This is a genomic window from Streptomyces nymphaeiformis (assembly GCF_014203895.1).
GTDB classification, from domain to species: domain Bacteria; phylum Actinomycetota; class Actinomycetes; order Streptomycetales; family Streptomycetaceae; genus Streptomyces; species Streptomyces nymphaeiformis.
Genome location: NZ_JACHJY010000002.1, coordinates 335,800 through 362,410 on the forward strand (window position 1 = coordinate 335,800; position 26,611 = coordinate 362,410).

Below are 26,611 nucleotides of genomic sequence, written 5' to 3' on the forward strand. Positions count from 1 at the left end.
GTGGCGCGACCGGTTACCGGCCCGTCGTCACCTGCCGAACCACGCGTTGTGGACGGTCAGCGTCGACGCGTTGCCCTGCTTGTCCGTGACCTCGGCGGAGAGCGAGACGCCGGCGTCCTTCGCCGGGCTCTTCACGGAGATCAGACCGCCGACGACCTTCACGGACCGCCAGGTCTTCCCGTCGTCGTAGCTCACCGACACGGCGAGCGACCCGAGGTTCGCACCGGCCGCCGCGCCCTGCACGGTCACGGGGACCAGGACCGTCGTGCCCGCCGGGAGGCGTGAGGAGAGGTCGACGGGGGCCGCGAAGCGGACCGTGGACACCGGCAGCGCCGTCGTGGCCGCGACCTGCTTCGAGCGGAAGGCGAAGCCGGCCTCGATCCGGGTGGAGGCCGCGGCGACCTTCGCCGCGCGCTCCACGGACGTCGTCAGCCGGTACCGGGCGTCGCCGCCGTCGACGGTGAAGGGCTGCGAGCCGGTCAGCGGATCGTCGTTCTCGGCGACCTTGACGCCGTCGCGGTACAGCGTCGTCCTGGCCGAGGTGTACGGGACGGACCCCGGGTGCCCCTTGCCGTCCGCGAACAGCGGCACGGAGCCGACGAGCTGCTGCTCGCCCGTGGCCGGGTCGGGAGCCGTACGGAAGACACCCGTGCCCTCGCCCAGGAGCGGGCCGAAGACACCCGTGTTGAAGTTCTCCCGGTACGTCCGGCCGGCCTCGTAGCGCTTCGGCCGGGCCATCTCGTACCCGCCTTCGAAGGCCGGGTAGCCCCACTGGTCCGGCTCGCCCAGCTGGTTGAACCGGGTCAGCCACTGGGCGCCGTCTGCGGTGGAGACGTAGAAGGTGCGCGTGCCCGGCGCGGCCTGCCGCGCGGAGAAGCCGTTGCCCTCCGGTGCGCCCGGCAGATGGGCGTACGGCGAGGCGAGCGCGGTCTTCCCCGGGGCGGAGGCGCCGAGACCGACCTTGAGCGTGGCGAACTCGTCCGCCTTCACGTGCCGGGTGTAGCCCGTCGCGACCGTGCCGACCTTGCCGCCGAAGGCCACCGAGTACTGGCTGGTGTCGTCCTTCAGGAAGTGCGCGTCCCAGGTCTGCAGGAGCGAGCCGTCGGTGACCGCAGGACCCAGGTGCGCGGTGCGGAAGCCGGTGAAGCCCCGCAGGACCCAGCCGTTGCCGACACGCCCGCTGGGGGAATCGACCTCGTAGTACGTCCCCGCGTAGTCGGCCTTGTCGATGCCGGGCACGGTGAGGTCCACCGGCTTGGTGGTGCGGGCGTCGGCGACGACCGTGGTGTCGGCGGAGACGTCCAGCTTCGGCTGGGCGATCCAGTCGGTGCCCGCGGCGTAGTCCGACGGGTCCTGGTAGACGGCCGTGTTGAACGTGTACGTGCCCTTGGGCACCCGGATCGTGTGGGCACCCGGCTCGTTGTCGACGCGGGCCTGGAAGCCCGTGGCGGGTCCGTCGACGCCGGTGAGGGTGTTGGCGAAGTACGGGGCGTCGGCGCCGTCGCGGCCGAGGGTCCGGACCGTCAGGTCGTACGACTCCGCCTCCCGTACGGCCACCGCGGCCGTACGGACGGACTGGCCCGCGCCGGTGGCGGTGACGTAACCCGAGTAGGAGCCGTCGGCGTCGCCGATCCGGGTGTCCGCGACGAGGTCGACCTCGGCCGTGCCGCCGGCGGGCACGGTCACCTTCGAGGCGCCGAGCGCGAAGAACCCGGCCGGCGCCGGCTTGCCCGACGGGTCGAGGGCGGACACCGACAGGTCGAGGGTGACGTCCGTGGTCCCGAGGTTGCGGTAGGCGACCTTCTTCGTCACGGGCTTGTCGTCGGCGTGCGGCCAGAGCGCCGTACCGAAGTTCAGCGACACCGGCTCGGCGACGACGCTCTGCGCGAGCGCCCGGTCGACCTGGACGCGCCCCGTGCCCTGCTGGAAGGCGGTGTAGGCGCCGCCCTCGGCGGAGCCGGTCAGCGCGCCCTTGAGCTCGGCGGACTTCCAGTCGGGGTGCCGCTGCTTGAGGATCGCGGCGGCGCCCGCGACGTGCGGGGTGGCCATGGAGGTGCCGTCGATCTGGAGGTATCCCGGCGCGGGGTGCGGCGTGCCGGGGCGCGTGTCGATGATGCTGCCCGCGGCGGCGGCCGCGGTGATGCCGACGCCGGGCGCGGTCAGGTCCGGCTTGACGGCGCCGTCACCGGCCCGCGGACCGGTGCTGGAGAAGGGCGCGAGCCGGTCGTCCTTGTCGACGGCGCCGACGGTCAGCGCGGCGTCCGCGGTGCCCGGCGAACCGACGGACGACGGACCGGACTCGCCCTCGTTGCCCGCCGCGATCGCGAACAGGATCCCCTTCTCGGCGGAGAGCCGGTCGACCGTCGCCTCCAGCGGGTCGGTGCCGGGGCTGTCGGGGCCGCCGAGGCTGAGGTTGACGACGTCCGCGCCTTCGGCGGCGGCCCACTCCATGCCCGCGATGACGGCGGAGTCGTCCCCGTACCCCTCGTCGTCGAGGACCTTCCCGCTGATCACCTCGGCGCCGGGCGCGACCCCCTTGAACCGGCCGCCGGACGCGGCGCCGGTGCCGGCGGCGATGGACGCGACGTGCGTGCCGTGTCCGACGCGGTCCACGGCGTCGGCGGAGGCGGAGAAGTTCTTCTCGGCGACGACCCGCGTCTTCAGGTCGGCGTGGGTCCTGTCGACGCCGGTGTCGAGGACGGCGATCTTCACGCCCGTGCCGTCGAAGCCGGACTCCCAGGCCTTGTCGGCGCCGATCTGCCGGACGCTGCGGTCCAGGCTCGCTCCGCGCACCCCGTCCAGCCACACCGTGGCGATGCCGGACGCGGCGATGCGGGCGCCGGTGTTCTGCCGGTCGGTCAGCGCCTCCCAGATCCGGGCCACGTCGTCCGGGGAGGTGCGGACGGCATCGGCGTTGATCGTCGGGAACGTGCGCCGCACCTGGGTGTCGCCGGCCGCGCGGACCTCGGCGCGAGCGGCGCCGGCAGCCCCTTCGTACCGCACGATCAGCTTGAGCCCGGCGCGCTGGCTCCTGCGCAGCCGGGGGTCGGTGAGCACGTCGAGGTCGAAGAGCCGCTGGTCGAGGCGGCCCGTGGCGATCAGGCGCCGGGCGTCGGCGGGCACGACGAGGGTGTGGTCCCCGGTGCGCTCCACCTGTACGGGTATGTGCTCACGGCCCTTGGCGGCTTCGAAGCCCACCATGCGGCCCTTGGCGTTCACCACCACGTGGTCGCCGGTGACGAGCGGGATCCGTTCGGTGCCGCCGAGGCGCGGGGCGGTGTCGGGTGCGGCCGCCGCGTGGACGGCGATCGCCGTCGCGGGGCCGGTCATGCCTGCGACGAGGGCCACCGATGTGGCCGCCGCGACGGTGAAGGCGCGTGCTCTGTGCACGTGTGCGCGCAAGTCTCCCCCAGGAGCTCGGGACGAGGTCGGGTGGTCGGATCCGGCCGGCGGTGCCAGAGCACCCGCCGTCGGTCAGCGCAGTATGTGAGGCGACACAGGCGTGATCAACGACGGTTCGGGGGAGGGGCGTTCAGTCGTACGGTTTCAGGCCATCGTGCGGGCCGCGGGTGCGACGGGGCGACGATGACGGTGTGACGGCACTGTGACAGCGGGACGATCCTTCTGCGACGGCGACGGGCGTGGGCCTCTGCGGATCGCCCTCCAGGGCAGGCCCCACGGCGATTTCGGAGGGCGCGTCCCGAGTGCTCGGAGCGCGACCGTCCACTTGGCCGTATCCGTACCCGGACGGAACGGCGTTCCGTCCGGGTACGGCAGGGGCGGGTCCCCGTGGTTACGGCTGGCCGTCGAGCCAGCTCAGCTTGTGCCCGTAGAGCACCCGCTGGCAGTAGTCCGTGCCCACCGGGTCGGCCGCGTCCCGGTTCGCGGTGCAGTCGGGATCCGACCCGGGGCGGTGCTCGGAGAGGGACCACAGCCGGCCCGTACCGCGATCGACGTAGAGGTCCTCGGCGCCCCGGGCGGTCTTGATCGGCAGGCGGCCGTTCGTGACCAGCTGCTTGTCGGTGCTCCAGCCGTAGCGCCAGAGCTGGCCGGGCTCGTCCGTGCCCTTCGACTCGTTGACGTACATGGTGCCGTCGTGGACGGTCGCGCCCTGCGCGCCGCCGTTGGTCAACGGCAGGTAGTTGGCCCAGCCTTCGGAGGTGACGTCGGCGGTGCGGCCCTCCAGGGCCGCGATCTCGAACGAGGAGACGCGGCCGGTGGACGGGTAGCCGGGCGCCGGGCGGCAGTACTCGCCCATGATCAGACGGTCCGGGGTGGTGCTGCGGTCGAGCGAGATGTACGAGGCCTTCGGGGCGCCGGTGGGGACGCAGGCGTACGAACCCGCCGGGTTGCCCTGCGCCGCCTTGAACTTCCACGCGGCGACCTGCGGCATCACGTACCGGTAGCCGAAGCTGTACCAGACGTTGTCGTGCCGGCCGACCTTCGTCTTGTCCTGCACGTCGGCGGTGGTCTTCACCCCGTCGGTGTCGGCGCCCATCGCGTCGTGCGTGCTCGGGTCGCCGTCCGGGTCCAGGTCCATGATGTAGCGCATGTCGAAGACGCGCAGGCCGTTGCGGGTGTCGGCGACGTACAGGTAGTTGCCGTACCAGACGATCCCGCCGGCGTGGACGCCCTTCTGGATCGGGTACTCGGAGGCGTGCAGCCCGTCGAAGGAGACGTGGTCCGCCGAGTTGATGTACGTCCAGCCCAGCAGGACGTGCCGGTACTTGATCTCGGGGCTGCCGGTCGCCGGGTTGGTCCGGCTCTGCACGAAGGTGATCCGGACGCCCTTCTGGTTGCAGGCGTCGTCGGCCGCCAGTTCGGCCTCGGTGCAGTCACCGGTCGCCGGATCCGGGTCGGTCTCCCGGCCCGGGTCCGAGCCGTCGTACGAGGCGAACAGCTGGATGTTCCCGGCCGTGCCCCACAACTCGTCGTCCTGGGCGTCGGAGACGCCGGTGAATCCCTGCGGGATCCACTCGGGCGAGGTGGAGTCGTCGCTCTGCAGGCAGTACTTGGTGTCGGGGTCGGGAGCGGTGCCGAACGGGTCGCGGGAGCACCAGGGCGTGACGGTGCGGTTCGCCCCCGCGAGGAGGTTCTGCACGCCGGACTTGGGGAGTACGGAGTCCAGGCGGGCGACCCGGGTGGTGGTCTCGGAGTTCAGCGCGCCGGGCGACATCGTGAAGTCGCTCGCGTCGGCCGTGCCGCCGGGCGAGGTCCAGCCGGCGGCCGTGAGCGCCGGGGGAGCGGCCACGGTCGTGAGCGGCTCCTGGACCGTGGGGTCCGAGGAGCCTGTCGGGACGTCCTGGGCCTGGGCCGGAGCGACGAGACCGGTGACGGCGAGCGAGGCCGCGAGGGCCGCCGTGAGCCAGGCGCGGCGTATGCGCCGTGAGGGCATGGGAGGTTGCCTCCGTTGTCGGTGTGTCAGCTAAGTCGAACGGAGGGTTCCAGAACGCCGGAGAGGAGCGCAACCGTGCCCGAATCGTCGGTAACACGGCATGCATGCGCCCTGTTTGACGGTGAATCAGTCGATGAATACCGCGCGGGCGAGCGAGGGTCCGGCTGCCAGGACGGCCGGGGGACGCCCGCCCGTCGTCCGGTTCGGTGCAAGACCCGTCACCGATCCCCACAAGATCCACACGGCGGGCGGGCCGGCGGTCAGGGGTGTCCTGGCATGGGCCGATGAGCGCCCACGGCATCGACCGCCCGGCGGACGAACACACGGGCCCGGGCGTGGTCGTCATGGTCAAGCGGCTCGACGGTCTTGTCGGTGGTGGGAGGTAGCGTCCCGGACATGGGATTCACGAGCGCGTGGGCGATCAGCAGCCACACCGATCAGGTCATCACCGACCTCTCCCCACGCCTCCTCCCCGCGATGCGGGCCGACCGCGCCCACCCGGATGCCGAACGGCGCTGGTCGGCCTGGCGGGAGGAGCCGCTCCCCGACTTCCGGACCTGGTACGCCCTCGGCCGCGCGGACAGGGACGCGTGGGCCGCCATCGCGTCCTTCCAGGACCTCACCGCACCCGGTCGCCATGTCGACGAGGTGTGCGCCGGGAGCGCGGACCCCTCCTTCTCCGTGCTGGACGACGTGTGGGAAGGACAGGACGAGGACGGCATGTTCATCTCCGTCCACAGCAAGGAGTACGCGGTCTCGTCCCTGTTCCACGCCATCGGCCCCGCCCGCGCGGCACTGCTCCCGGGCTGGTGCGGCACCTTCCTGCTCACCGCCGCCCAGGTGCGCGAGAGCCTGCCGCGCGTCGAGCGCGCGCTGACCTTCACCCCGGCCGGGCGCGCCGCCGCGGAGGCCCAGGACTGGCTGGACTACATCGAGGACGAGGAGTCCGTCCTCGACGGCCCCCTGCGGGTGTGGCGCACGGCTGCCCGCCGGGGCCTCGGCCTGTGCGGCGTCGCCGTGCACGTGGGCTGAAGGCGTACGGACCGGACCACCGGTGTGTGCTGGTCCGGTCCGTGGCCCGTCGGCAGCGCATCCAGGGTTCAAGCATGACTACGTCCCCGAAAGCGTCTCGCGTCCGTACGCCGTGAACGCGCACGCCCCCATGCGGCACGGCGCCGGACTCAGACCTGCGGGCCCGCCGTCGCGGTCAGTGCCGACGGGAGTTCCGCTGCCGTCGCGTGGAGGCGGTGGACGAGGTCGTCGGGGGTGTGGCCGGTCGGTTGGGTCACCCAGGCGTCCAGCGTGCGGTGGAACAGGACGACGAGCAGGTCCAGCGCCAGGCGGGCGTGCAGCCGGCCGTCGGGGCCGGGGAGGGTGAAGCGGCGTTCGACCACCGCGAGTGCGGAGCGCGTCGTGCGGTCGCAGAAGGCGAGGCCGTGTGCGTCCATCGAGGGCGTGAGGGCCGCGAGGCGGCGGGAGGCCAGGACGCGTTCGGCCCAGCCGTCGGCCGGCATCCGGCCGATGGCCTCGGTGAGGGCGTCCTCGAACAGCGCGAGGAGCCGCCGGCCGTCGGCCGGGCACGTCTCCAGGACGTCGAGGAAGGCCGCCCACAGGTCCTGCGTGGGGGCCATGGCGACGTCTTCCTTGCTGTCGAAGTAGCGGAAGAAGGTCCGCTTCGACACCTCGGCTGCCTCGCAGAGCCCGTCCAGCGTCACGCCGTCGAAGCCGTGGGCGCCGAACAGGTCGAGCGCGGTGTCGATCAGCGTCTGCCGGGTGCGCAGCTTCTTGCGCTCGCGCAGCGGGAGCGTGGGCGACGTGGGGGGCGTAGGGGAGCTCTCGGCCGTCATCTCCCTCACTGTATCCGAGCGGCGAACGCTACCTATAGGCTTATGCCACTCAGTGGCAGATTCTCGGAGGTCCTCCATGCGCGCCCTTCTCGTCGACCCCTCCGCCCCCGGCGGTCTCCGCCTCGGCACCGCCCCCGACCCCGAACCCGCCCCCCACCAGGCGCTCGTCCGCGTGACCGCGACCTCGCTCAACCCCGGAGAGATAGCCTTCGGCCTCGCCGCCGCCCCGACGGGCTCGGTCCTCGGCTGGGAAGCCGCCGGCGTCGTCGAGCGGGCCGCCGCGGACGGTTCGGGACCCGCCGCCGGCACCCCCGTGGTGACCCTGATGCCCGACGGCGCCTGGGCCGAACTCCGCGCGGTCGACACCGCCCTGATCGGCGTCGCCCCCGCCGGGGCCGACCCGGCCGCCCTCGCGACCGTCCCCGTCGCCGGCACCAGCGCCCTGCGCGCCCTGCACCGCCTCGGCCCGCTCCTCGGACGCGACGTCCTCATCACCGGGGCGACCGGCGGCGTCGGACGGTACGCCGTCCAGCTCGCCCGGGCCGCGGGCGCCCGCGTCGTGGCGTCGACGAGCTCCCCGGCCACGAACGGCGCCCTCCTGCGCGGCCTCGGAGCACACGAGGTGGTCCGCGCGCCGAAGGAGGTCTCCCGGCCCGTGGACGGAGTCGTCGACCTGGTCGGCGGACCGCTCCTCGTGGACGCGTACGACACCCTCGGCGAGGGCGGCACGCTGGTCGCCCTCGGCCACTCCGCCGGCACGGGCGAGGACTTCCCGTTCGGGGCGCTGTTCGGCGACCAGGGCCGCCACGACCGGTCCGTCGTGACCTTCTTCCTCCTCTCCTGCACCGGCCTCGACCGCGACCTCGGCTGGCTCGCCCACCGGGTCGCCGACGGCACCCTGGACCCGGGCATCACCTGGCGGGGCGGCTGGGCCGACGCCGCCGACGCGGTCGCCGCCCTGCTCGCGGGAGACCTCCACGGCAAGGCGGTGCTGACCCTCGACCAGAGCTGAAATCCGAGCGTCGGCGACGCCGGCCCGGAGGAGGATGACGCCATGCGCATTCTGATCATCACCGCCGGATCCCGGGGAGACGTCGCCCCCTTCACCGGCCTGGGCCGGCGCCTGCTCGACGCCGGCCACCAGGTCGCCGTGGCCGCCCACCCGTCCTTCGCCGCACTGATCGCCGGGTGCGGTCTCGAGCACCGCACCGTGCCCGGGGACCCGGAAGCGCTGATCCGCGACTGGTCCCGGGCGGCCTCGCGCGCGGAGGTCCAGGCCCTGACCAGGGCGTACGCGGACGGGCTCGCCGACGGGGTGGCGGACGCCGTCGCGGGCGGCGCCGATCTGCTGCTCACCGCGCACGGCCCGGCGCCGCTGGCCCGGACGGCCGGTGCGGCCTTCGGCGTCCCGGTCGTCGGCACCTACCTCGTACCGTCGTTCGCCACCCGGGAGTTCCCGCTACCCCATGCGCGGAACGCCGAAGGCCTCGGCCCCGAGGGCAACCTCGCCGCGGGCCGGGACGTGCTGAAGCGCGCCGACGGGGTCTTCGCCGGCGCCGTGACCCGGCTGCGCGACCGCCTCGGGCTGCCCGCCGGCACGCCCTCGGCGGCGGGGGACATCCGGCCGGCCTTCCACGGCTACAGCCCGCTGGTGGTGCCGCGCCCCGAGGACTGGCCGTCCGGGGTCCACGTCACGGGGTACTGGTGGCCCGCGCGGCCGGACGGCTGGCAACCCCCCGCCGAGCTCGTCGACTTCCTCCAGGCCGGTCCGCCGCCGGTGTTCATCGGCTTCGGCAGCATGGCGGCGGGGCAGGGGGAGCGGCTCGGCGAACTGGTGGGCGCGGCGGTGCGGCGCGCGGGCGTGCGCGCGGTGGTGCAGGCGGGGTGGGCCGGGCTCGTCGGCCCCGACTCCGACGACGTCCTGGCCGTCGGGGACGTTCCGCACGACTGGCTCTTCCCCCGCACCGCCGCCGTCGTCCACCACGCCGGGGCGGGCACCACCGCGGCCGGACTGCGGGCCGGTGCACCCGCCGTGCCCGTCCCCGTCATGTACGACCAGCCCTTCTGGGCGTCGCGGCTGCACGCCCTCGGAGCGGCCCCCCGGCCCGTGCCCTTCGCGGACCTGACCGCCGAGAACCTCGCCGACGCGATCACCACCTGCGTGTCCGACCCGTCCCACCGCCGCCGCGCGGCCGAACTCGCCCACGGGCTCGCCGCGGAGGACGGCGCCGCCGCGCTGCTCGCCCACATCGGCCCGCGGTCCACCGGCTGACGCAGGCGGGGCGCGTGCGGCGCACTTCGGCGCCCGGGGCGAGCGGAGTGCTTCGAATGGCGTGTATGTCGGGGATGCGGCAGAAAGCATCGGTGTACTAGCTTTCCGAGCACCTGAGCCGATGATCACGTGGGGGTTGTGGTGGCCGTCAGCAGCGAATCCATGACGGGCGCGACCGACGGCGGCCCCGTCACCCCGGCCACGCCCACGCCCCCGTCCGCACCCACGTCCGGCCCCCCACCGCAGGCTCCGCCCGCCGTGTCCCTGCCGAAGGGCGGCGGGGCGATCAAGGGCATCGGCGAGAAGTTCGCGGCCGATCCGGTGACCGGCGCCGGTGCCCTGACCGTGCCGGTCGCGGCCACCCCCGGGCGCTCGGGGTTCGGACCGGACCCGGTACTCGCCTACGACTCGGGCGCGGGCAACGGCCCCTTCGGCCTCGGCTGGAGCCTCGGGCTGCCCGCGATCACCCGGAAGACCGACAAAGGCGTGCCCCGGTACGACGACGCCGCCGACTCCGACGTGTTCATCCTGTCCGGCGCGGAGGACCTCGTCCCCGTCCTGGTCCCCGAGGGCGACCACTGGGTGCCGGAAGCACTGCCGCCGCGCACGATCGGCGGCAGCTCGTACGCCGTCCGGCGCTACCGGCCCCGCGTCGAGGGCGTCTTCGCCCGCATCGAGCGCTGGACCAACACCGAGGACCCGACCGACGTCTGCTGGCGCTCGATCTCCCGCGACGACGTCACCACCTGGTACGGGACCACTTTCGAGTCCCGGATCGCCGACCCGGCCGACCCCTCCCGCGTCTTCGCCTGGCTGATCTGCGAGCGCCACGATGACCGGGGCAACCTCGTCGCGTACGGGTACAAGCCCGAGGACGACGAAGGCGTGGACACCACCGCCGGCCACGAGCGGAACCGGCAGCGCTCCGCCCAGCGCCACCTCAAGCGGATCCGCTACGGCAACCGCACCCCCTGGCCGTCCTCCCTCGAAGCAGCCACCGGGCGGCGCCCGCTTCCCGCCGACGACCAGTGGCACTTCGAACTCGTCCTCGACTACGGCGAGCACGACCCCACCGCCCCCACCCCGCACGGCACGGGCGCCTGGAGCGCCCGCCCCGACCCCTTCTCCTCGTTCCGCTCCGGCTTCGAGGTGCGCAGCCACCGGCTGTGCCGACGCGTGCTGATGTTCCATCACTTCCCCGAGGAGCCCGAGGTCGGCGCCGGCTGTCTCGTCCGCTCCACGGACTTCCGGTACGCGTACGGGGTGCACACGACCCTCGCGGCGGTCACGCACCGCGGCCACCAGCGCGACGGCGACGGCCACCGGGTCCGGTCCGTGCCGCCGGTCGAGTTCGACTACTCCGAGGCCGTCGTCGACCACACGCTCCGCGAGCTCGACGGGGACGGCCTGGACGGACTGCCCGCCGGCCTGGACGGCACCCGGTACCGGTGGGTCGACCTGGACGGCGAGGGACTGCCGGGCATCCTCTCCGAGCAGGGCGGCGGCTGGTTCTACAAGCGCAACCTGAGCCCGCTCACCCCGGCCGGGGCGCGGTTCGGGCCGGCCGAGTCCGTCCCTCACCGCCCCTCGTTCGCCCTCGCCGACGGGGCCGAGTTCCTCGACCTCGCGGGGGACGGCCGCCCCGACCTCGTACGCTTCGCCGGGCCCGACCCCGGCTTCCAGGAGCACGCCGCCGACGGCACGTGGGAGCCCCACACCCCCTTCGCGTCGCTGCCCGACCGCGACTGGTCCGACCCCAACCTGCGGTTCGTCGACCTCGACGGCGACGGGCTCGCCGACGTCCTCGTCACCGAGGACGACGCCCTGGTCTGGCATCCCTCGCTCGGCGAGGACGGCTTCGGACCCGAGCGGCGCGAGACCCGCGCCCGCGACGAGGAACGCGGCCCGGTGCTCGTCTTCGCCGACGCCGAACAGTCGGTCCATCTTGCCGACATGAGCGGGGACGGCCTCACCGACCTCGTCCGTATCCGCAACGGCGACCTCTGCTACTGGCCGAACCTGGGACACGGCCGCTTCGGCCCGAAGATCGTGATGGCCGGGGCGCCGACCGACCACCCCGACCGCTTCGACCGGAGGCGCGTCCTCCTCGCCGACGTCGACGGCTCCGGCGCCACGGACGTCGTCCACCTCCGCTCCGACGGCGCGCGGATCCACTTCAACCGGTCGGGCAACGACTTCGCGCCCCCGGTGCCACTCCCGACACTGCCCCCGGTGGACGCCCTCACCGACGTCCTCGCCGTCGACCTGCTCGGCAACGGCACGGCCTGCCTGGTGTGGTCCTCACCCCTTCCGGCGGACTCCGGCCGCCCCCTGCGCTACCTCGACCTGATGGGCGGCGTGAAGCCGCATCTCCTCACCCGGATGCGCAACAACCTCGGCGCGGAGACCGAGATCGCGTACGCGCCCTCCACCGCCTTCGCCCTGCGCGACCGCCGGGCCGGCACGCCCTGGGCGACGGCGCTGCCCTTCCCCGTCCACGTCGTCGAGCGGACGACCGCCCGCGACAAGTGGCGCGGCACGGCCTTCACCAGCCGCTACAGCTACCACCACGGCTGCTTCGACGGGACCGAGCGCGAGTTCCGCGGCTTCGCCCGGGTGGAGCGGACCGACGTCGAGGACTACGGCACGTTCGCCGCGGCCAACGCCGACAGCCCGTACGTCACCGCCGACCACCGCCTCCACCAGCCGCCCGTACGCACCGTCAGCTGGCACCACACCGGGGTGCCCGTCGAGGGCCGGGACCCGCTGCACCCGTTCCGGCAGGAGTACGTCCGCGCGTCCGAGGAGTACGCGCCGCCCGGCCCGGACCTGGACGGCATGCCGCTCGACCCCGGCGCACGACGCGAGGCCCTCCGGGCGTTCAGGGGCGCCGTCCTGCGCGAGGAGACGTACGAACTCGACCTCGACGCGGTGCAGGACGGCGAGCGGCCCCCGGCACCGGTCCGCCTCCTCGCCGCCACGACGCACGCCCACCGCATCCGGCTCCTCCAGCCCCGCGCCGGCCGGCAGCACGCCGTCTTCCACACCTTCCCGAGCGAGACCGTCGCCCACCACTACGAACTCGACCTGACAGGACCGGCGCCCGCGCCCGACCCGCGCGTCACCCACACCCTCGACGTCACCGTCGACCCGTACGGGACCGTCCTCCAGTCCGTCACCGTCGCCTATCCGCGCACCCGTCCCGCCCCCTTCGCCGACCCCCTCCTGCCCCCGGGCACCGACACCCTCGTCGCCGCCGTCCAGGGCGAACTGCACGCCGTCTACACCGAGAGCCGCACCACCGACGCCCTCCCGCCCGATCCCGACCGGCACCGACTCCCGCTCCGGTGCGAGACCCGCACCTACGAGCTGACCGGGATCGGGCCCGCACAGGCGGGCGACGGACGATCGGTCACCCTGGACGGGCTGCGCCGGTTCCGGCTCGGCGAGCGGTACCAGAGCGGCGGGACACCGGTCGCCGCACTCGACCACCACCAGCTGCCCGACCGTACGACTCCGCAGAAGCGGCTCCTCCAACTCGTCCGCACGCTGTACTACGACGAGACGTTCTCCGCGCCCCTGCCGCTGGGCGGCCTGACCGCCCGCGCCCTCCCGTACGGGACGTACGGCCTCGCCCGGACCGACGCGATGCTCACCGCGCTCCTGGGCGACCGGGCGACCCCCGAGGTGCGTGCCGCGCAGGCGGACCGGAGCGTCAGCGGACACCTCGGCGGCCCGGCCGCCGTACGGCTCCTCGGCGAGGACGCCGCCGGCGGGTACTGGCGCTGCTCGGACGGCTCGGAGTACGACCCCGACGCACCGAGCCGCTTCTTCCTGCCCGCCCGGTGGACCGACCCCTTCGGCAACACCACCCGCCTCGAACACGACCCGTACGGGCTCTCCCTGAAGGCGACCACCGACCCCCTCGGCAACCGCACCGAGGTGCTCGCCCACGACTACCGGGTCATGGCGCCCCGCAGGATCCGTGACATCAACGGCAACCACACCGAGGTCCGCTTCGACACCCTGGGCCTGCCCGCAGCGGAAGCGCGCGGCGGCAAGGACGGCACCGGCGACCACCTCGACGGGCTCGACGCGACCGCGCTCAACCCCGAACTCCCCGCCCTCACCGCCTACTTCGTCACCGACGACTACGACCCCGCGCACGCCCGGACGCTGCTGCGCGGCGCGAGCGGCCGATCGCTCTTCCACTTCGGCGAGGAACTCCGCGACGGCGAGGTCCTCTGGGCCCAGCACCCGCCCTGCACCGCCGTGCTCACCCGCGAGCGACACGCGGACGAGCAGGCCGAGAGCCCCCTCCAGGCCGCCTTCCTCTACGCGGACGGCACCGGAAACCCCCTGGTCAGAAAAGTCCAGGCCGAACCGGAGGAGCCGGGCGGGCCCTTGCGCTGGGTCGTCGACGGCAAGACCGTCGTCAACAACAAGGGCAACCCGGTCAAGCGGTACGAGCCGTACTTCGGCCCGCCCGAGAGCGGCCACCGCTTCGAGGAGACCGTCGAGCACGGCGTCACCGCGCTGTACTTCTACGACGCGATCGGACGGCAGATCCGCACCGAGTTCCCCGACGGCAGCCACCGCCGCGTCGACTTCTCGCCCTGGCACGTCACCGACCACGACCAGAACGACACCGCCCTCGAACCGGGCAACGGCTGGTACGCCCGGATGAGCACCTCGGCCCTGCCCGCCGAACGCCGCGCCGCCCGCCAGGCCGCCGCCCACGCCGGCACCCCCGGCCTCTCCCTGCTGGACAGCCTCGGGCACACCGCCCTGACGATCGCGCACAACAGGACGGACGGCGTCGACGAGAAGCACGTCACCTTCACGCGGCTGGACGTGGAGGGCGCCGCGCTCTGGGTCCACGATCCGCGCGGCATCCGGGTGCTCCAGCACACCGTCCCGCCCCTCCCGCCCGGCGCCCGTCCCCTCGACGACCCGCAGAACCTCTCCCCGAGCGGTTTCACCCCCGGCTACGACATGACCGGCCGCGCACTCGTCGAGCACGGCCCGGACACCGGCACCCGCTGGACCCTCCGGGACGCGGCGGACGGACTGCCCTTCACCTGGAACAGCCGGGGATTCCGCACCCGCGTCACGTACGACGCGCTGCGCCGCCCCGTCGGCACCCACGTCACCGCGAGCGGCGACACGACCCTCTCCGGCGCCCCGCGCGACCCCGCGTCACCCCCGGGACCCGAGGTCCTCGTCGAGTACCGCGTCTACGGCGAGACCCACCCCGAGCCCGAGCGGAACCTGCGCGGCCGGGCCTTCCGCGTGTACGACGGGGCCGGCGTGACGACCAGCGAGCGCTACGACTTCCGGGGCAACCTCCTCGCCACTGCCCGCCGCTTCGCCCGCGACCACACCGGCGCCCCGGACTGGTCCGCCCTCGGCGCCCTCACCGACCCGGACCGGATCGCCGAGGCGGCCGAACCCCTCCTGGAACCGGGCCCGGCGCTGACCACGAGCACCACATACGACGCCCTGGACCGCGCGGTCGAGACCACCGCACCCGACGGCAGCCGCACCCGGTGGGCGTACAACGAGGCGGGCCTGCCCGAGCGCGTCGAGGTGCGGCTCCGTGGCGCGGCGGCGGCCACCGCGTTCCTCACCGGCGTCGACTACGACGCCCACGGACGGCGCACCCGCGTCGACCACGGCAACGGCGCCCGCAGCACGTACACCTACGACCCGTTCACCTTCCGCCTCACCGGCGTGCGCACGACCCGGCCCGCCGACCCCGACACCACGGCCTCGCTGCTCTTCACGAACGCGTCCGTGGTGCAGGACCTGCACTACACCCGCGACCCGGTCGGCAACATCACCCGCGTCGAGGACACCGCGCTCGCCACGATCGCCGGCGTCGGCAACGGCCGCGACTTCACCCACGATGCGCTCTACCGGCTCGTCGCCGCGAGCGGCCGCGAACACACCGGCCAGACCGGCTTCCTGCTCGACCCGCCCGACACGAGCCGACGGGACTACCCGTTCGCCGGGGCCCGTATCCACCCGAACGACCTCCAGGGCCTGCGCGGCTACGTCGAGCGCTACCGCTACGACGGAGTCGGCAACCTCATGCACCTCGCCCACCACGAGGGCGGCGACGCCGACGCCCCCGGCCCCGCCCTGTGGCGGCGCCACCACCAGTACGCCCTGGACAGCAACCGGCTCCTCGCCACCAGCCTGCCCGGCGAGACCGGCGGCCTGCCCGACTACGCGACGGCAGGAGGCTACGGCGCCCGCTACGACCACGACGCGCACGGCAACACGACCCGCATGCCGCACCTGCCGCTGATGCGCTGGGACCACGGCGACCGGCTGGCCGCCACCGCGCGGCAGGTGGTGAACGACGGCACGCCCGAGACGACGTACTACGTGTACGACTCCGGCGGCGAACGGGTCCGCAAGGTGACGGTGACCGCGGCCGGCGCCCTCAAGAACGAACGCCGCTACGCGGGCGGCTTCGAGCTGTACCGCGAGTACGGCACGGGCGGCACGGTCCTCGAACGAGAGACCCTGCACGTCGGCGACACCGGCGAGGGCGTGGCCCTCGTCGAGACGCCCACCCTCCCCGCCGGCCCGCCCGCCGTCCGCTACCGGTACGCCGACCACCTGGAGTCCGTCTGCGTCGAACTCGACGAGAACGGCGCCCTGGTGGGCCACGAGGAGTACCACCCGTACGGCACGACCGCCTTCCAGTCCGGCCGCACCGCCGCCGAGACCGGTCTCAAGCGCTACCGCCACACCGGCAAGGAGCGCGACGACGAGACCGGCCTCAGCTACTTCGGCGCCCGCTACTACGCCCCCTGGCTGGGCCGCTGGACGAGCTGCGACCCGGCGGGCCTCACGGACGGCCCGTGCCGCTACGCCTACGCGAGGTGCGGGCCGGTGCGGTTCCGCGACCCTGACGGGCGGCTCGTGGACGAGGGCGGGAAGTACGCGGCGGCCGCGGCTGCCGCCGCACCCGCTCTGGAGGCGGCGGGCGTCGTGGCCAGGGTGGCGCCGGGCTACTTCAAACTGGCCGCCGCCGTCATCGTCGTCGGCGCCATCGCCTACGGCGCCTACGTGTACGCCACCCACGAGACCAAGCCGCAGCCGCCGGCGGTGGTTCCGCCGCCGCGCACGGAGCCGGACCCCGGGACGGAGGAGGTCCACGGCAACTGGGTGGACGGCAAGTTCGTCCCGGCGGTCCCCAAGGAACCGGACCCGGCGCCGCCGAAGACCTCCGCCGGGGGCGCGGGCAAGCCGCCGGACAAGGGCGGCACGACGACCAAGGAGCAGACGGGAGCGGCACCGCGCAAGGCCGCGCCGGCCCCGTCGAACCCCTGGCTCAAAGAACGGGCGCAGGCGGAGGCGGAGAAGAAGAAGCGGGACGAGGCGGCCCGGCAGCAGTTCTTCGACTCGGGCCAGGAGCCCAAGAAGCCCGTGGAGAAGCCCCAGGACCATCACGTCGCCACGGACAAGTCCCCCAAGGAGTTCACCCCCAAGTTCGAGGTGATCTTCGAGAAGGCGAGCGTGCCGGGGCTGCCCGACCTGAAGGTCAGGACCGCCGAGGAGAACCTCGTCTCGATCCCGGGCCACAAGGGGGCGCACGGCAGGGGGTACAACGAGGAGATTTTCAACCGGCTGGAGAAGGCGGTGGCGGGCAAGACCCCCTACACGCTGGAGTACCGCAATGCGCTCATCGACGAACTGCACAAGTTGAAGCTGGAGTTGCAGGACGAGACCTCGGACCTCAACAAGATCGTCACCCGGCGCAAATGACGGAACGGGGGCCACGCCCGACGCGCGGCCCCCGTTCGTCCCTGCTCACGCCACCCGCGTCACCTCGTACTCCCACACGAGCAGCACGTCCACCACCGCGTCCGGGTTCAGCCCGCCGTCCTTCCGCAGGAGCGGGTCGAGGCCCTGCACCGGGACGGTCAGCAGCCAGTCCTCGTCGTGTTCGGCGACCCGCCCGCCGGCGTCGGTGAAGCGGGCCCGGGGCTGGCCCTTCAGCTGCGGGTCCGCGCTGAGCGTGGACGGGGTGCCGCCGCCCCCCGGGGGCGTCAGGGTCACCCTCAGGTCGGTGGTCCCGCTCCCGTAGCAGTCCACGTACCGCTTCGTGCCGTCGGGGACGAGGTCCGTCGAGAGCACGAGGACGACCGTCGGATCGGCGAGCTCGATGCCGTCGTCGGCGAACAGGCGCGGGAACCACCGCTTGGACACCGGGAACCGCAGCGTCGGGCTCGCCCCGCTCACGAACCGGTACCACTGGTCGCCGAGCTCGCGCCGCGCGCTGTACGCCCGCAGCAGGCCCTTGCCGCCGTGCGCGTGGAGCCAGCCGTTCAGGCCGTCGCGGAGCTCGGACACGGCCCGGTCGGCCAGGCCGGACCCGCCGTCGCGCGCCGTGTACCGCAGGTGCATGACGACGTCGGCGATCGACTCGTAGTCGAACTGCCGGAACTCCTGCGGCAGGCTCAGCCGCCACTCGCCGATGACGCCCGCCCCCTCGAACGGCAGGAAGCGCTCGTCGCGCAGACCCGTCTCGAAGAGCCCGCTGTCGTCCTGGCCGCTGCTGGTCACCACCGACTGGATCGGGCCCGCGTAGTCCCGGAAGCGGCCGTCCGGGCTCTGCCGCGCATAGCGGTTGCCCGGCAGCCGGGGGTCCGTCCGCACACTGCTCCGCAGCAGCGTCGCCGTCAGGTTCACGCTGGTGTACGGCCCGCCGACGCACGGCACGGTGAAGCTCACCGTCTTGATCCGCCGCAGGTAGTGGCCGGGCGTGTCCAGGTCGAACAGCGCCTCCGGAAGCGACACGTAGCAGCTGCCGGTCTCCTTGAGGGACAGCAGCGCGTTCGGGTCGAGCTGGGCCAGCGACACCGCCTTCGACAGCTCGAACTCCCGGGCGTTCTCCGCGAGATACGCGGCGTCGAGCCGGTTCAGGTCGCTCGCGAGCCGCTCGCCCGCGAGGAGGCCCTTGCGCAGGGTGTCCCAGTGGCCGAAGCGGACGAGCGGCGGGCCGTCGGTGCCCAGCTCGTACCGCATCGCCTGCTCGGCCCGCTTCGCCGTCTCGTACGCCAGCTGGTACGCCTGGAAGTACGAGGTGGACAGCTGCCCCACCATCCAGTCGTACAGCTCCTGGCCGGTGTACTTGTCGTGCAGGAAGCGGTCCGCCTCCCGGGTGTGGGCGGCCTGGAGGTCGTGGCTGGCGAGCTCCCGGCGGGCGTTCTCGTGGCGGACGACCGCCGCCGCGATCTGCGCGTCGAAGTTCGCGACGTCCGAGTCGGCCTGGCCCTTCTGGAAGTCCCAGTCCTCCGAGCGCCGCTCGTAGCCCGCGAGCGTCGCCGCCAGCGAGGCCCCCGAGTGGAACGTGCCGGCGATCTGCGAGAGCGAACCCGACAGGCCCTTGAGGGCCTCGCCGAGGTTGGTGCCGCCCCAGGTCGCACCGAGGGTGGTCGGCACGCCGAGCTTGAGCTCCGGGAGCAGCCGCATGACGCTCACCGTCATGTCGATGACGGCCGCGACGGACTGGGTTCCGATCCCCGTCCAGGTGAGGGCCTCGTGCACCTTCTCGCCGGCGTTCATCTTCCGGCGCGAGCCGTAGTAGTCCTGCCGCTTCGTCGCCGCCTCGCGCGCCTGCCGCAGCCCCGCCACCGCGTGGGCCTCCGCGGTGACCTGGGCGAGCCGCACCTCGCGCACCGCGTCGAGGAGGGAGGTCTCGTGGCTGGAGCGCAGCCGGGCGAGCGCCTCCGCGTCCCGCTTCTCAAGGGCGGACAGCAGCAGCGCCCCGAAGGACTTGACCTCGGCGGTGTACTCCCTGGCCTTCGCGACCATGGTGGTGAAGCGGTAGTGGGGGAGCGGCCCGCCCAGATCCTCCGGTACGGACGCCAGGTCCGCGCCCGAGGCCACCGCGCCGACGAGCAGGGCCGGGTCGATCGGGGCGCCGAACAGCTCGAACGCCCGCTGGACGCCCTCGATGTCCTGGCAGTGCCGGATCTTGTACAGTCGGTCCTCGACCGTGTCCCAGTACCCGAGCAGCTTGTCGTTGGGCGGGATGCGGAAGTACGTCAGCCAGCCGAGCCCGAGGCCGGGCGCGATCCGCGTCGGAGGCGCCTCGGTCCCGCCCGCCGGGATCAGGTGCTCCGCCGCCGTCACCGGGTCCGGCGCCGCCGTGCCCCGGGAACGCAGCTCGGCGTAGCTCAGCGGTGCCGGCTCGTTCGGCGGCGGTACGGACACGGGCCGGGACCCGAGGAGTTCGGCGGCCAGCAGGTACATCTGTGTCGCCTGGTTGACGGCCTCCAGGGTGCCCTCGCGGAAGAGGCTGTCGCCCCAGGCGATCAGGTTGTCCAGGTACCGCATGACGACGGCCTTCTGGTAGGCGGTCGTCCGGAACTTGGCGATCACGTCCGGTTGGAAGGGATGCGCCAGCCACTCCTCGACCCGGCGCCGCTCGCCGTCGTCGCCCTCGGCGAGGCGCTTGAGGATGTCCTCGATCCGGTCCCGCTGGTAGTCCTCCTGCTGGAAGAACGGCTTGGTGATCCAGTAGCGCGCGGGCGCCTCGCCGCCGGACCGCGAGGTCGGGTCGAAGATCGTGTGGAACCACCGCTGCGCCTCGGCGAAACGCTGGTTGGCGCTCAGCCGCTGCGCCATGAGCAGCGGGATGTGGAAGAAGAGCTCCCAGTTGTAGTCGGCGTAGGTGCCCTCCGGCGTGAAGTCCACCTCCGCCTCGGAGGGCCGCTCCGGGGAGACGCTGTCCTGGGGTTGGTACGAGGCGAAGTCGAACAGCGGCCACTTCGCACCGGGGTCCAGCTGGACCGACCGGTCGAAGAGCGCTTCCGTACCGCCTTCGTCGAGGAGCCGCGTGAACAGCTCGACGTGCGGGTGGTACATCGCAGTGAACCGGAACCGGGGCTTCGTCGTGCGGGTGTCCGCGGTGACGTGGTAGCTGCGGGCACCGTCGGTGACCGTGCCGGAGTCCAGGAACCAGCCCGACGGCGAGACGAAGCTGACGGGCAGCTGGATCCGGAAGAGGTGGTCGCCCTGCGGATTGGCCAGGACCAGGTCACTGCCCCAGAACTGGGTCAGCTCGGGGAGGTGGACACGGTCGCGATACCCGGCCGGCAGGTTCGGCGGGTGGTGCTGGACGAACTCGTTGTTGATGTTCTGGGTGTCCGTCGGCGCGATGAACCGCTGGCCCCTGCTGTTGTGCTGAGGATCGTCCTCGTGGACGAACAGCGTCGGGACGGTGCTCACCGCCCCCGTGCGCCGGCCGAACCGGAACGCCCCGGAGACCGTCCCCCTCGCCGGATCGGGGTTGACGAAGCTGGCGAAGTTGTGGACGCTCCACACCGTCAGCTCCCCGCTGACGGGGTCGACCTGCGGGTAGAGGCGGTAGGGGCCGGTGTTCTGGAAGGGGTTGGCCTCGTCCTCCTCGAACCTCTGCGGCCACTTCAGCGTCGTGATCGTGTCCTGCGTGATCCGCTTCGGCTGCCATGCGCCGTTGGCGTACTGGGTCCAGTTGAGCTGGATCTTCCAGTACGGGGACGGCGCCTCGATCGCCGAGTCCGCCTTCATCGGATCCGGCAGCGTCGTGATCGCCTTGGCGTCCCCCACCTTGACGAACGTCGGCCACATCAGATGGAGGCGCCTGTTCCACACCACCGGCACCAGGGCCGGGGTGTCGATGTCGAGTTCGATCTTCTCCCACGGCGTCCACGTGGTCCGGTTCCTGGTCCAGGTGCGGTGGTGGAAGACACGGGGAGCGGACTCGGTGCACGCGAACAGGTGCACCACCTCCACGCCCGTGGACAGGTCGTGGACGATCCCGCACGGCTGGAGCCGGGCCACCGAGTCGAGCCGGTCGACGTAGCCGCGGTAGACCTCCTCCATGTTGTCGCCGACCACCTCCTTCTGCATCAGCTCGTTGCGCAGGGTGGTGAAGAGCGGGGAGGCACCGGCCCGCAGATCGGGCTGGAAGTAGTTCTCCGGGTAGAGGAAGACCTTCTGGTTGGCCTCCCACAGCCGGTAGCGCTTCATCCACTCCCACTGCTCCCAGGTCTCGTCGTCCCCGGGCCGCACCCGGGGCTCCAGACCCAGCAGCACCCGCTGGACGAACAGCTGGACCGTGTTGATCGCCTGCGCCATCCGGGTGGTCAGCCGGCAGTTGCCCATCTCGACGTCGAGCAGGAAGTGGTCGTAGAGGCCGTTGACGTCCTTCCAGTACGGGAATCCGACGCTGGTGGTCAGCGGGTACGCGACGAGGTACGACACGAGCGCCGCCCGCTGCCGTTCGCGCAGCGCGTCCGCCACCGGCACGGCGGCGGTCAGCCAGTCCTCGGGCGAGAACCGCGCCTTCGCGGCCATCTGCACGGACTGCACGATGTCCATCGGCAGCAACGACGGGATCCAGGCGAGGGCACGCGCCGCCGACACCCCCAGGCGGCGCAGCAGCGAGAAGGCCGCCCGCAGCTTGCCGAGGCCCCGCTCGTCCCCGAGCTCACCGGGCAGGCCGATCCCCAGCATGCTGCCCGTGCACAGCACCTCGACGTCCTCGCGGTCCCACCCGGTGCGCGCGCTCAGGGTGTCGAAGACGCGGTAGGGAAACGCTCCCGGCTCGTGACCGGCGGCCAGGACGGCCCCCAGCGTGTCCGAGCCGCCCGGGACCGTCTGGCGCAGCGCGAGCAGGTCGAGGAGCCGGACGAACGGCCGGTAGAGCGGCGACGCGCCCTCGACGCGGGCCGGCGGCAGAGTGGCCAGGTCGAGCCAGCCGGCGCCCGTCGCGTACCCCATCACCCACGGCAGCTCCTCGCCCGTGACGCGCAGCCGCGCCAGCACCAGGGCCACCCGGTGCAGCAGCGCCAGGGCCGTGAACTGGACGGGGAAGCCGGTGCGCGTGACGGCCACCGCCGGGTCGCTGTCGACGAACGCGGGATCGAGGAAGTCCAGGACCAGCGGACCCGGCACGGACAGGGCCCGCAGCCACGTCCCGAGGAGCGCGTCCGCCGAGGCCGCGTCGAGCCCGGTCGCCTGGCCGAGCTGGAGCTTCACGGTCGTCTCGCCGATCCGCCGGCGCAGCTCCGGGAGGAGCACCGAGAGGACCAGCCGGAAGCGGTCGGCCGGGGACTGCGGCTCGTCGAAGAGGGCATCGGCGTGCGACCTGTCCAGGAACTTGTTCTCGCCCTCGATCGGTTCGCCCTGCACGCCCTGGAGCAGGTGCACCGCGCGCTGGAAGTCCTCGTCGCCGCTTGCGGCGGACAGCGCGTCGATCTCGTCCTGACTGCGATGACCGAGGGAGCACAGCGTCCCCGCCGAAGGATCGTGGAACACCTTGCCGACCAGCTCCGGCGGCAGCACCAGATCGGCCGGCATGGCGGTCAGCGGCGTGCGGTAGAGCGGGATCCGGTAGGCGTTCATCCGGGTGGTCACGAAGTCCCGGGGCCCCGCGAACAGCTTCCGTACGTAGATCCCCCACAGCTCGCCGGAGCCGAGGGCGTACATCCGGTCCCGCTGGGCGAGCGTCATCGGCCCGGTGAACCGGAGCAGGCCCTGCCCGTCGGAGCCGGGCTCGAAGCGCACGGGGAGATCCGCGGGATACGGGCGGGAACCGACGTCGTTGGGAACCTCCACCGCGTACACGGCCGTGCCGAGCAGCGTCGCCACCGCCTGCTCCACCCGGGCCGGCTCCCAACCGAGCAGAGAGAGTTGACGCCCTGTCAGCGATCCCGTGTCGTCCGTGGTCTGCGCGGTCTGCTCGGACACCGCCCGCAGGGCCGCACGCAGCCCGGTGAGCACGGAGCCGAGCGTGGCGTCCGACGGTACGGTCGAGCCCTCGGGCCCGGTCGTCGCGGTCAGCACGGCGTCGACCTCGGCCACGGTCGTCCCGCCGGCCAGGATCGCCTCCACCTCGTCGGCGAACCGAGCCGTGTCGGCGAGCGAGGCGCGCACCGGGGCCGCCGAGTCCGCGGCCGCCGGCGGCTCGCCCAGCGCACCCCCGGCGCCCGCCGATGACTCCCGGCGTCCGGGGTCGTCGACCGGCGTGGGACTCAGGCGTACGGGCCGGCCGGCCGGCAGCTCCGTCTCGCCGGCCGCTACCGCCCCGGGCGCCGGACGCCCGTCGGGCCGCAGCGGACTGCCGCCGCGCAGCTCGAACAGCCGCAGCAGGTCGGCGACCGGCAGCCGCACGGCGCGGGCCAGCGTCACCGTCCGCACCAGGGCCGACAGGTTGGCGAGCGTCACCCGCGTGTCGGCGACCACGGCGTGCGGTCCGGAGAGCATCACGGCCAGGTCGGCGTCCGTGATCTCCAGGATGCCGAGCAGAGCGGCCGACAGCGGATAGGAGTGCAGATCGCCCGGGCTGTCGACCTCGGTGCGGGCCGCGTTCAGCGTGAACGGGTTGCGGCCGCCCGGCACTCCGGCGACCACCGCGTCGTCGAGGAACAGCCGGTCGTAGAGGGAGGGATCGTCGCCCGTGCGGTAGAGACGGGTGTCCAGCGGGCCGTACAGGCAGAGCAGCCGCTCCACGGGCAGGCCGAACCGCTCGGACAGCCGCCGCACGGCGACCAGGCAGGACAGCGTCGTCGCGGTCAGCTCGCCCGGCGTGCAGGTGGCGATGACCCGGTCGAGCCGGTGCGCCGGCCAGTCGAGCACCCTGCGCAGCCGCTCGAAGCGGTGCAGCCGGTCGAGGGTGTCCGTGGTGAGCCCGTCGATCCGCAGCAGTTCCGTGGCGCACGGGTGGTCCGGATCGGTCGGTACGACGTGCAGCGTCCCGTCCGGATCGACGAATCGCGTGTCGAGCACCGACTCGAGGTCCGGATAGTCCAGTTGGGCGGTGTCCATCATGGCCCGCACCGTCGACACGGAGTTCAGGAGCTCCTGCGGCGGCATCGCGGAGGGCTTGCCGTAGAAGGCGGCCAGGGTCCGGCCCGGCTCGGTGGACTCGCCCGTGATCATCCGCAGGCCGCCCAGGGTGATGCCCAGACCCTCCGCGACCACCTCGACCGAGTCGGCGTCGGCCGGGTGCAGGGTCGCCATGAGCTCCTCGCGCCGCACCCCGAGCAGGCCGAGGTAGCTGCGGGCGCGGTCGGCCCAGAGGTCGTACGGCAGCGACCACGGATACACGGCGTTGGCCAGCCGGTTGTAGGCGCCTTCATTGGTCCACTGGGGCTGGATGCGCAGATGCGCCGAGTCGCCGCTGCTCTGCCGCACCTCGTCCCCGGTGGCGGGGTCCCGGACGAGCGCGTTCTCCAGGAGCTCGTTGACGAGGTCGATGTACGGGAGCGTCAGGTCGGTGTTGTCACAGCTGAGCTTCACGTGCCACAGGTCGGGGCGCCGGGCGTACAGCGTGTCCGCCATCGGGCTCTCGCCCAGCTCGCCCATCGTCCCCGAACTCGGCGCCCGCTTGAGGAAGTACAGCAGGTCCACCAGATAGGCGGGCTGGCTGTAGAGCGTGCGGCACTCCTTGCACGCGCACGAGTCGGCGGAGCCGAACAGCTCCCCCCAGTCCGGGACCAGATCGGCGTGCTCCTCCACGCGGGGCAGCCACGGCACCTCGAACTGGCCGGCCGTCCGCAGGTCCGCCACCAGGTTGACCGCGGCGGCGTGCACCCGCAGCGCCCGCGCGTGCACCGCGTGGGCCTCGGCCTCGTCGAGGTGCTCCGCCATGCGCGCGGCGAAGGTGTCCCGGGCCACGCCCGCGATGGCGGCCGAGGAGGAGAACCCCTCGTCCCGCAGCGCCCGCACCGCGTCGAAGCGCGGCGCGACCCGGTACACCCGCTGGAGTGCGGCCAGTTCGGGCCGGGCCTCCTCGTCGGGGACGCTGCGGGCGTCGACCGGGGTGCTCACCAGGTCGAAGTCCGGGTTCGCGGCCAGGAAGCGGGCGGCGGGGGCGGTGTCCGGTGCCGGGTCGGTGGCGAGCCGATGGGCGACGTACGCGGTCGGGTACGTCCGCTCGGCGCGGGAGCGCAGTTCGTCGGCGTACTCCTCCGGGGTGAAGGCCGGCGGACTGGCGTGCGGCGGGCCGCCCGCCTCCGCGACGAGGCCCTCCCAGTGCCCGTCGAGCCGTACGAGCTCGCGCGGGTGGGCGAGCTCCCCGCTGTCGAAGCGGTCGAGGAGCGCGCCGACCAGCTCGGGGTGCCCGTCGGCCACTTTGCTCAACTCAAGGGCCAGAGACAGGCGTTCGATCGTCGCGGGCGGCGCGCCGACGGTGAGGAGGGTCTCGTGGGCGCGGTCCTCGGGTCCGTCGTGGTCGAGGTGGGCGGAGAAGAGCCGCTGCCGCACCTCCGGGTCCGGGATCGTGAGCGTGAAGAGGCGGGCGAGAGCGGACGGCCGGGCGCCGTCGACGCTCGCGGCGCTGTCCACTCCGGTGGTGCGAGGGCTGCTCACGGACCCGGCACGTCCTTCAGCGCCCAGCTGGCCGGCGCGCACGGCGGCGACGAGCTCCTCTGCCCCGTCCGCCGAGTCGATCAGACGGGTCTCCGCCGCCGCCGTCAGCGCGTCCCGTACCGCGCTCGTCCGCCGCAGCGCGAGCTCGGCGAGGTCGTCCGGCAGGCCCCGGCGGAGCAGCCCGTAGAACGGCTCCGCCGGCTGCCCGGTGCCGGCCGCGAGCCGGGCGGCCGCGGCGACCAGGCGGACGCGGTCCGGTTCGACGCCGGAGGCGTGGCCGAGGAAGCCCGCCTCCTCGGGGGTGAGTCCGGCGGGATCGGTGCCGTCGAGCAGCGGTGCGAGCGCCGTGAGGACCCGGGCGTACTCGGTGCGCGGGTCGGCGGGCAGGGCGACGTCCAGGGTCTCCTCGGCGCGCGGCGCAGGGCAGGAGACCTCGGCCGACCGGCCGTCGGGCGACGAGGCGCTCACCACCAGACCGGCGGGCTCGGCCGGCGCCTCGTACTCCAGGCGGTAGCGGCCGTCGCCGCCCGTCCGGGTCTCGCCGAGCCCGCTCGTGGACCGCAGCCGCCGGGCGGTGAGCGCGACCCGGGTCCCGGCGGCGGCAGGGCGGCCGTCCTCGGTGACGGTGCCGGTGACGAGGCGCCGGACCGGTGGTGGGGCGGAGTCGGGTGGGCCGGCGGTCGCTTCGGTCATGGCGGAACTCCTCTGTGCCGTGGG

8 protein-coding genes are annotated in these 26,611 nt (G+C 73.3%); 4 read left to right on the top strand and 4 right to left on the bottom strand.

Features of this window, described 5'->3' with window-relative positions:
* Positions 1–27: 27 nt before the first annotated feature.
* Entirely contained in the window at positions 28–3,390 is a 3,363-nt protein-coding gene (locus GGE06_RS07515) for a S8 family peptidase (RefSeq protein ID WP_376773510.1), read from the bottom strand.
* A 403-nt stretch (positions 3,391–3,793) separates the two neighbouring features.
* Positions 3,794–5,395 (bottom strand): hypothetical protein, encoded by a 1,602-nt coding sequence (locus tag GGE06_RS07520; protein WP_184930330.1) that lies wholly within the window; start codon positions 5,393–5,395, stop codon positions 3,794–3,796.
* Positions 5,396–5,791: 396 nt separating this feature from the next.
* Here GGE06_RS07520 and GGE06_RS07525 point away from each other — a divergent pair, with 396 nt between their 5' ends.
* On the top strand, positions 5,792–6,427 hold the full coding sequence (locus GGE06_RS07525; RefSeq protein ID WP_184930331.1) for a hypothetical protein: 636 nt from the start codon (positions 5,792–5,794) through the stop codon (positions 6,425–6,427).
* A 149-nt stretch (positions 6,428–6,576) separates the two neighbouring features.
* Here GGE06_RS07525 and GGE06_RS07530 read toward each other — a convergent pair whose 3' ends face one another.
* On the bottom strand, positions 6,577–7,242 hold the full coding sequence (locus GGE06_RS07530; RefSeq protein ID WP_184930332.1) for a TetR/AcrR family transcriptional regulator: 666 nt from the start codon (positions 7,240–7,242) through the stop codon (positions 6,577–6,579).
* A 76-nt stretch (positions 7,243–7,318) separates the two neighbouring features.
* Between GGE06_RS07530 and GGE06_RS07535 the strand changes: the two genes are divergently transcribed.
* The 3 genes from GGE06_RS07535 (at position 7,319) to GGE06_RS07545 (ending at position 17,296) form a co-directional block, all read left to right on the top strand.
* Entirely contained in the window at positions 7,319–8,254 is a 936-nt protein-coding gene (locus GGE06_RS07535; RefSeq protein WP_116157273.1) for a zinc-binding dehydrogenase, read from the top strand.
* Between the two features lie 42 nt (positions 8,255–8,296).
* Positions 8,297–9,514, top strand: coding sequence for a glycosyltransferase (locus GGE06_RS07540; RefSeq protein WP_116157272.1), 1,218 nt, complete (start codon positions 8,297–8,299; stop codon positions 9,512–9,514).
* Positions 9,515–9,655: 141 nt separating this feature from the next.
* Complete coding sequence (locus tag GGE06_RS07545; protein WP_221517887.1) at positions 9,656–17,296, top strand: SpvB/TcaC N-terminal domain-containing protein; 7,641 nt, start codon at positions 9,656–9,658, stop codon at positions 17,294–17,296.
* A 45-nt stretch (positions 17,297–17,341) separates the two neighbouring features.
* Here GGE06_RS07545 and GGE06_RS07550 read toward each other — a convergent pair whose 3' ends face one another.
* A complete protein-coding gene (locus tag GGE06_RS07550) occupies positions 17,342–26,587 on the bottom strand; it encodes a Tc toxin subunit A-related protein (RefSeq protein ID WP_184930334.1) in 9,246 nt (3,081 codons plus the stop codon).
* Between the last annotated feature and the right edge of the window lie 24 nt (positions 26,588–26,611).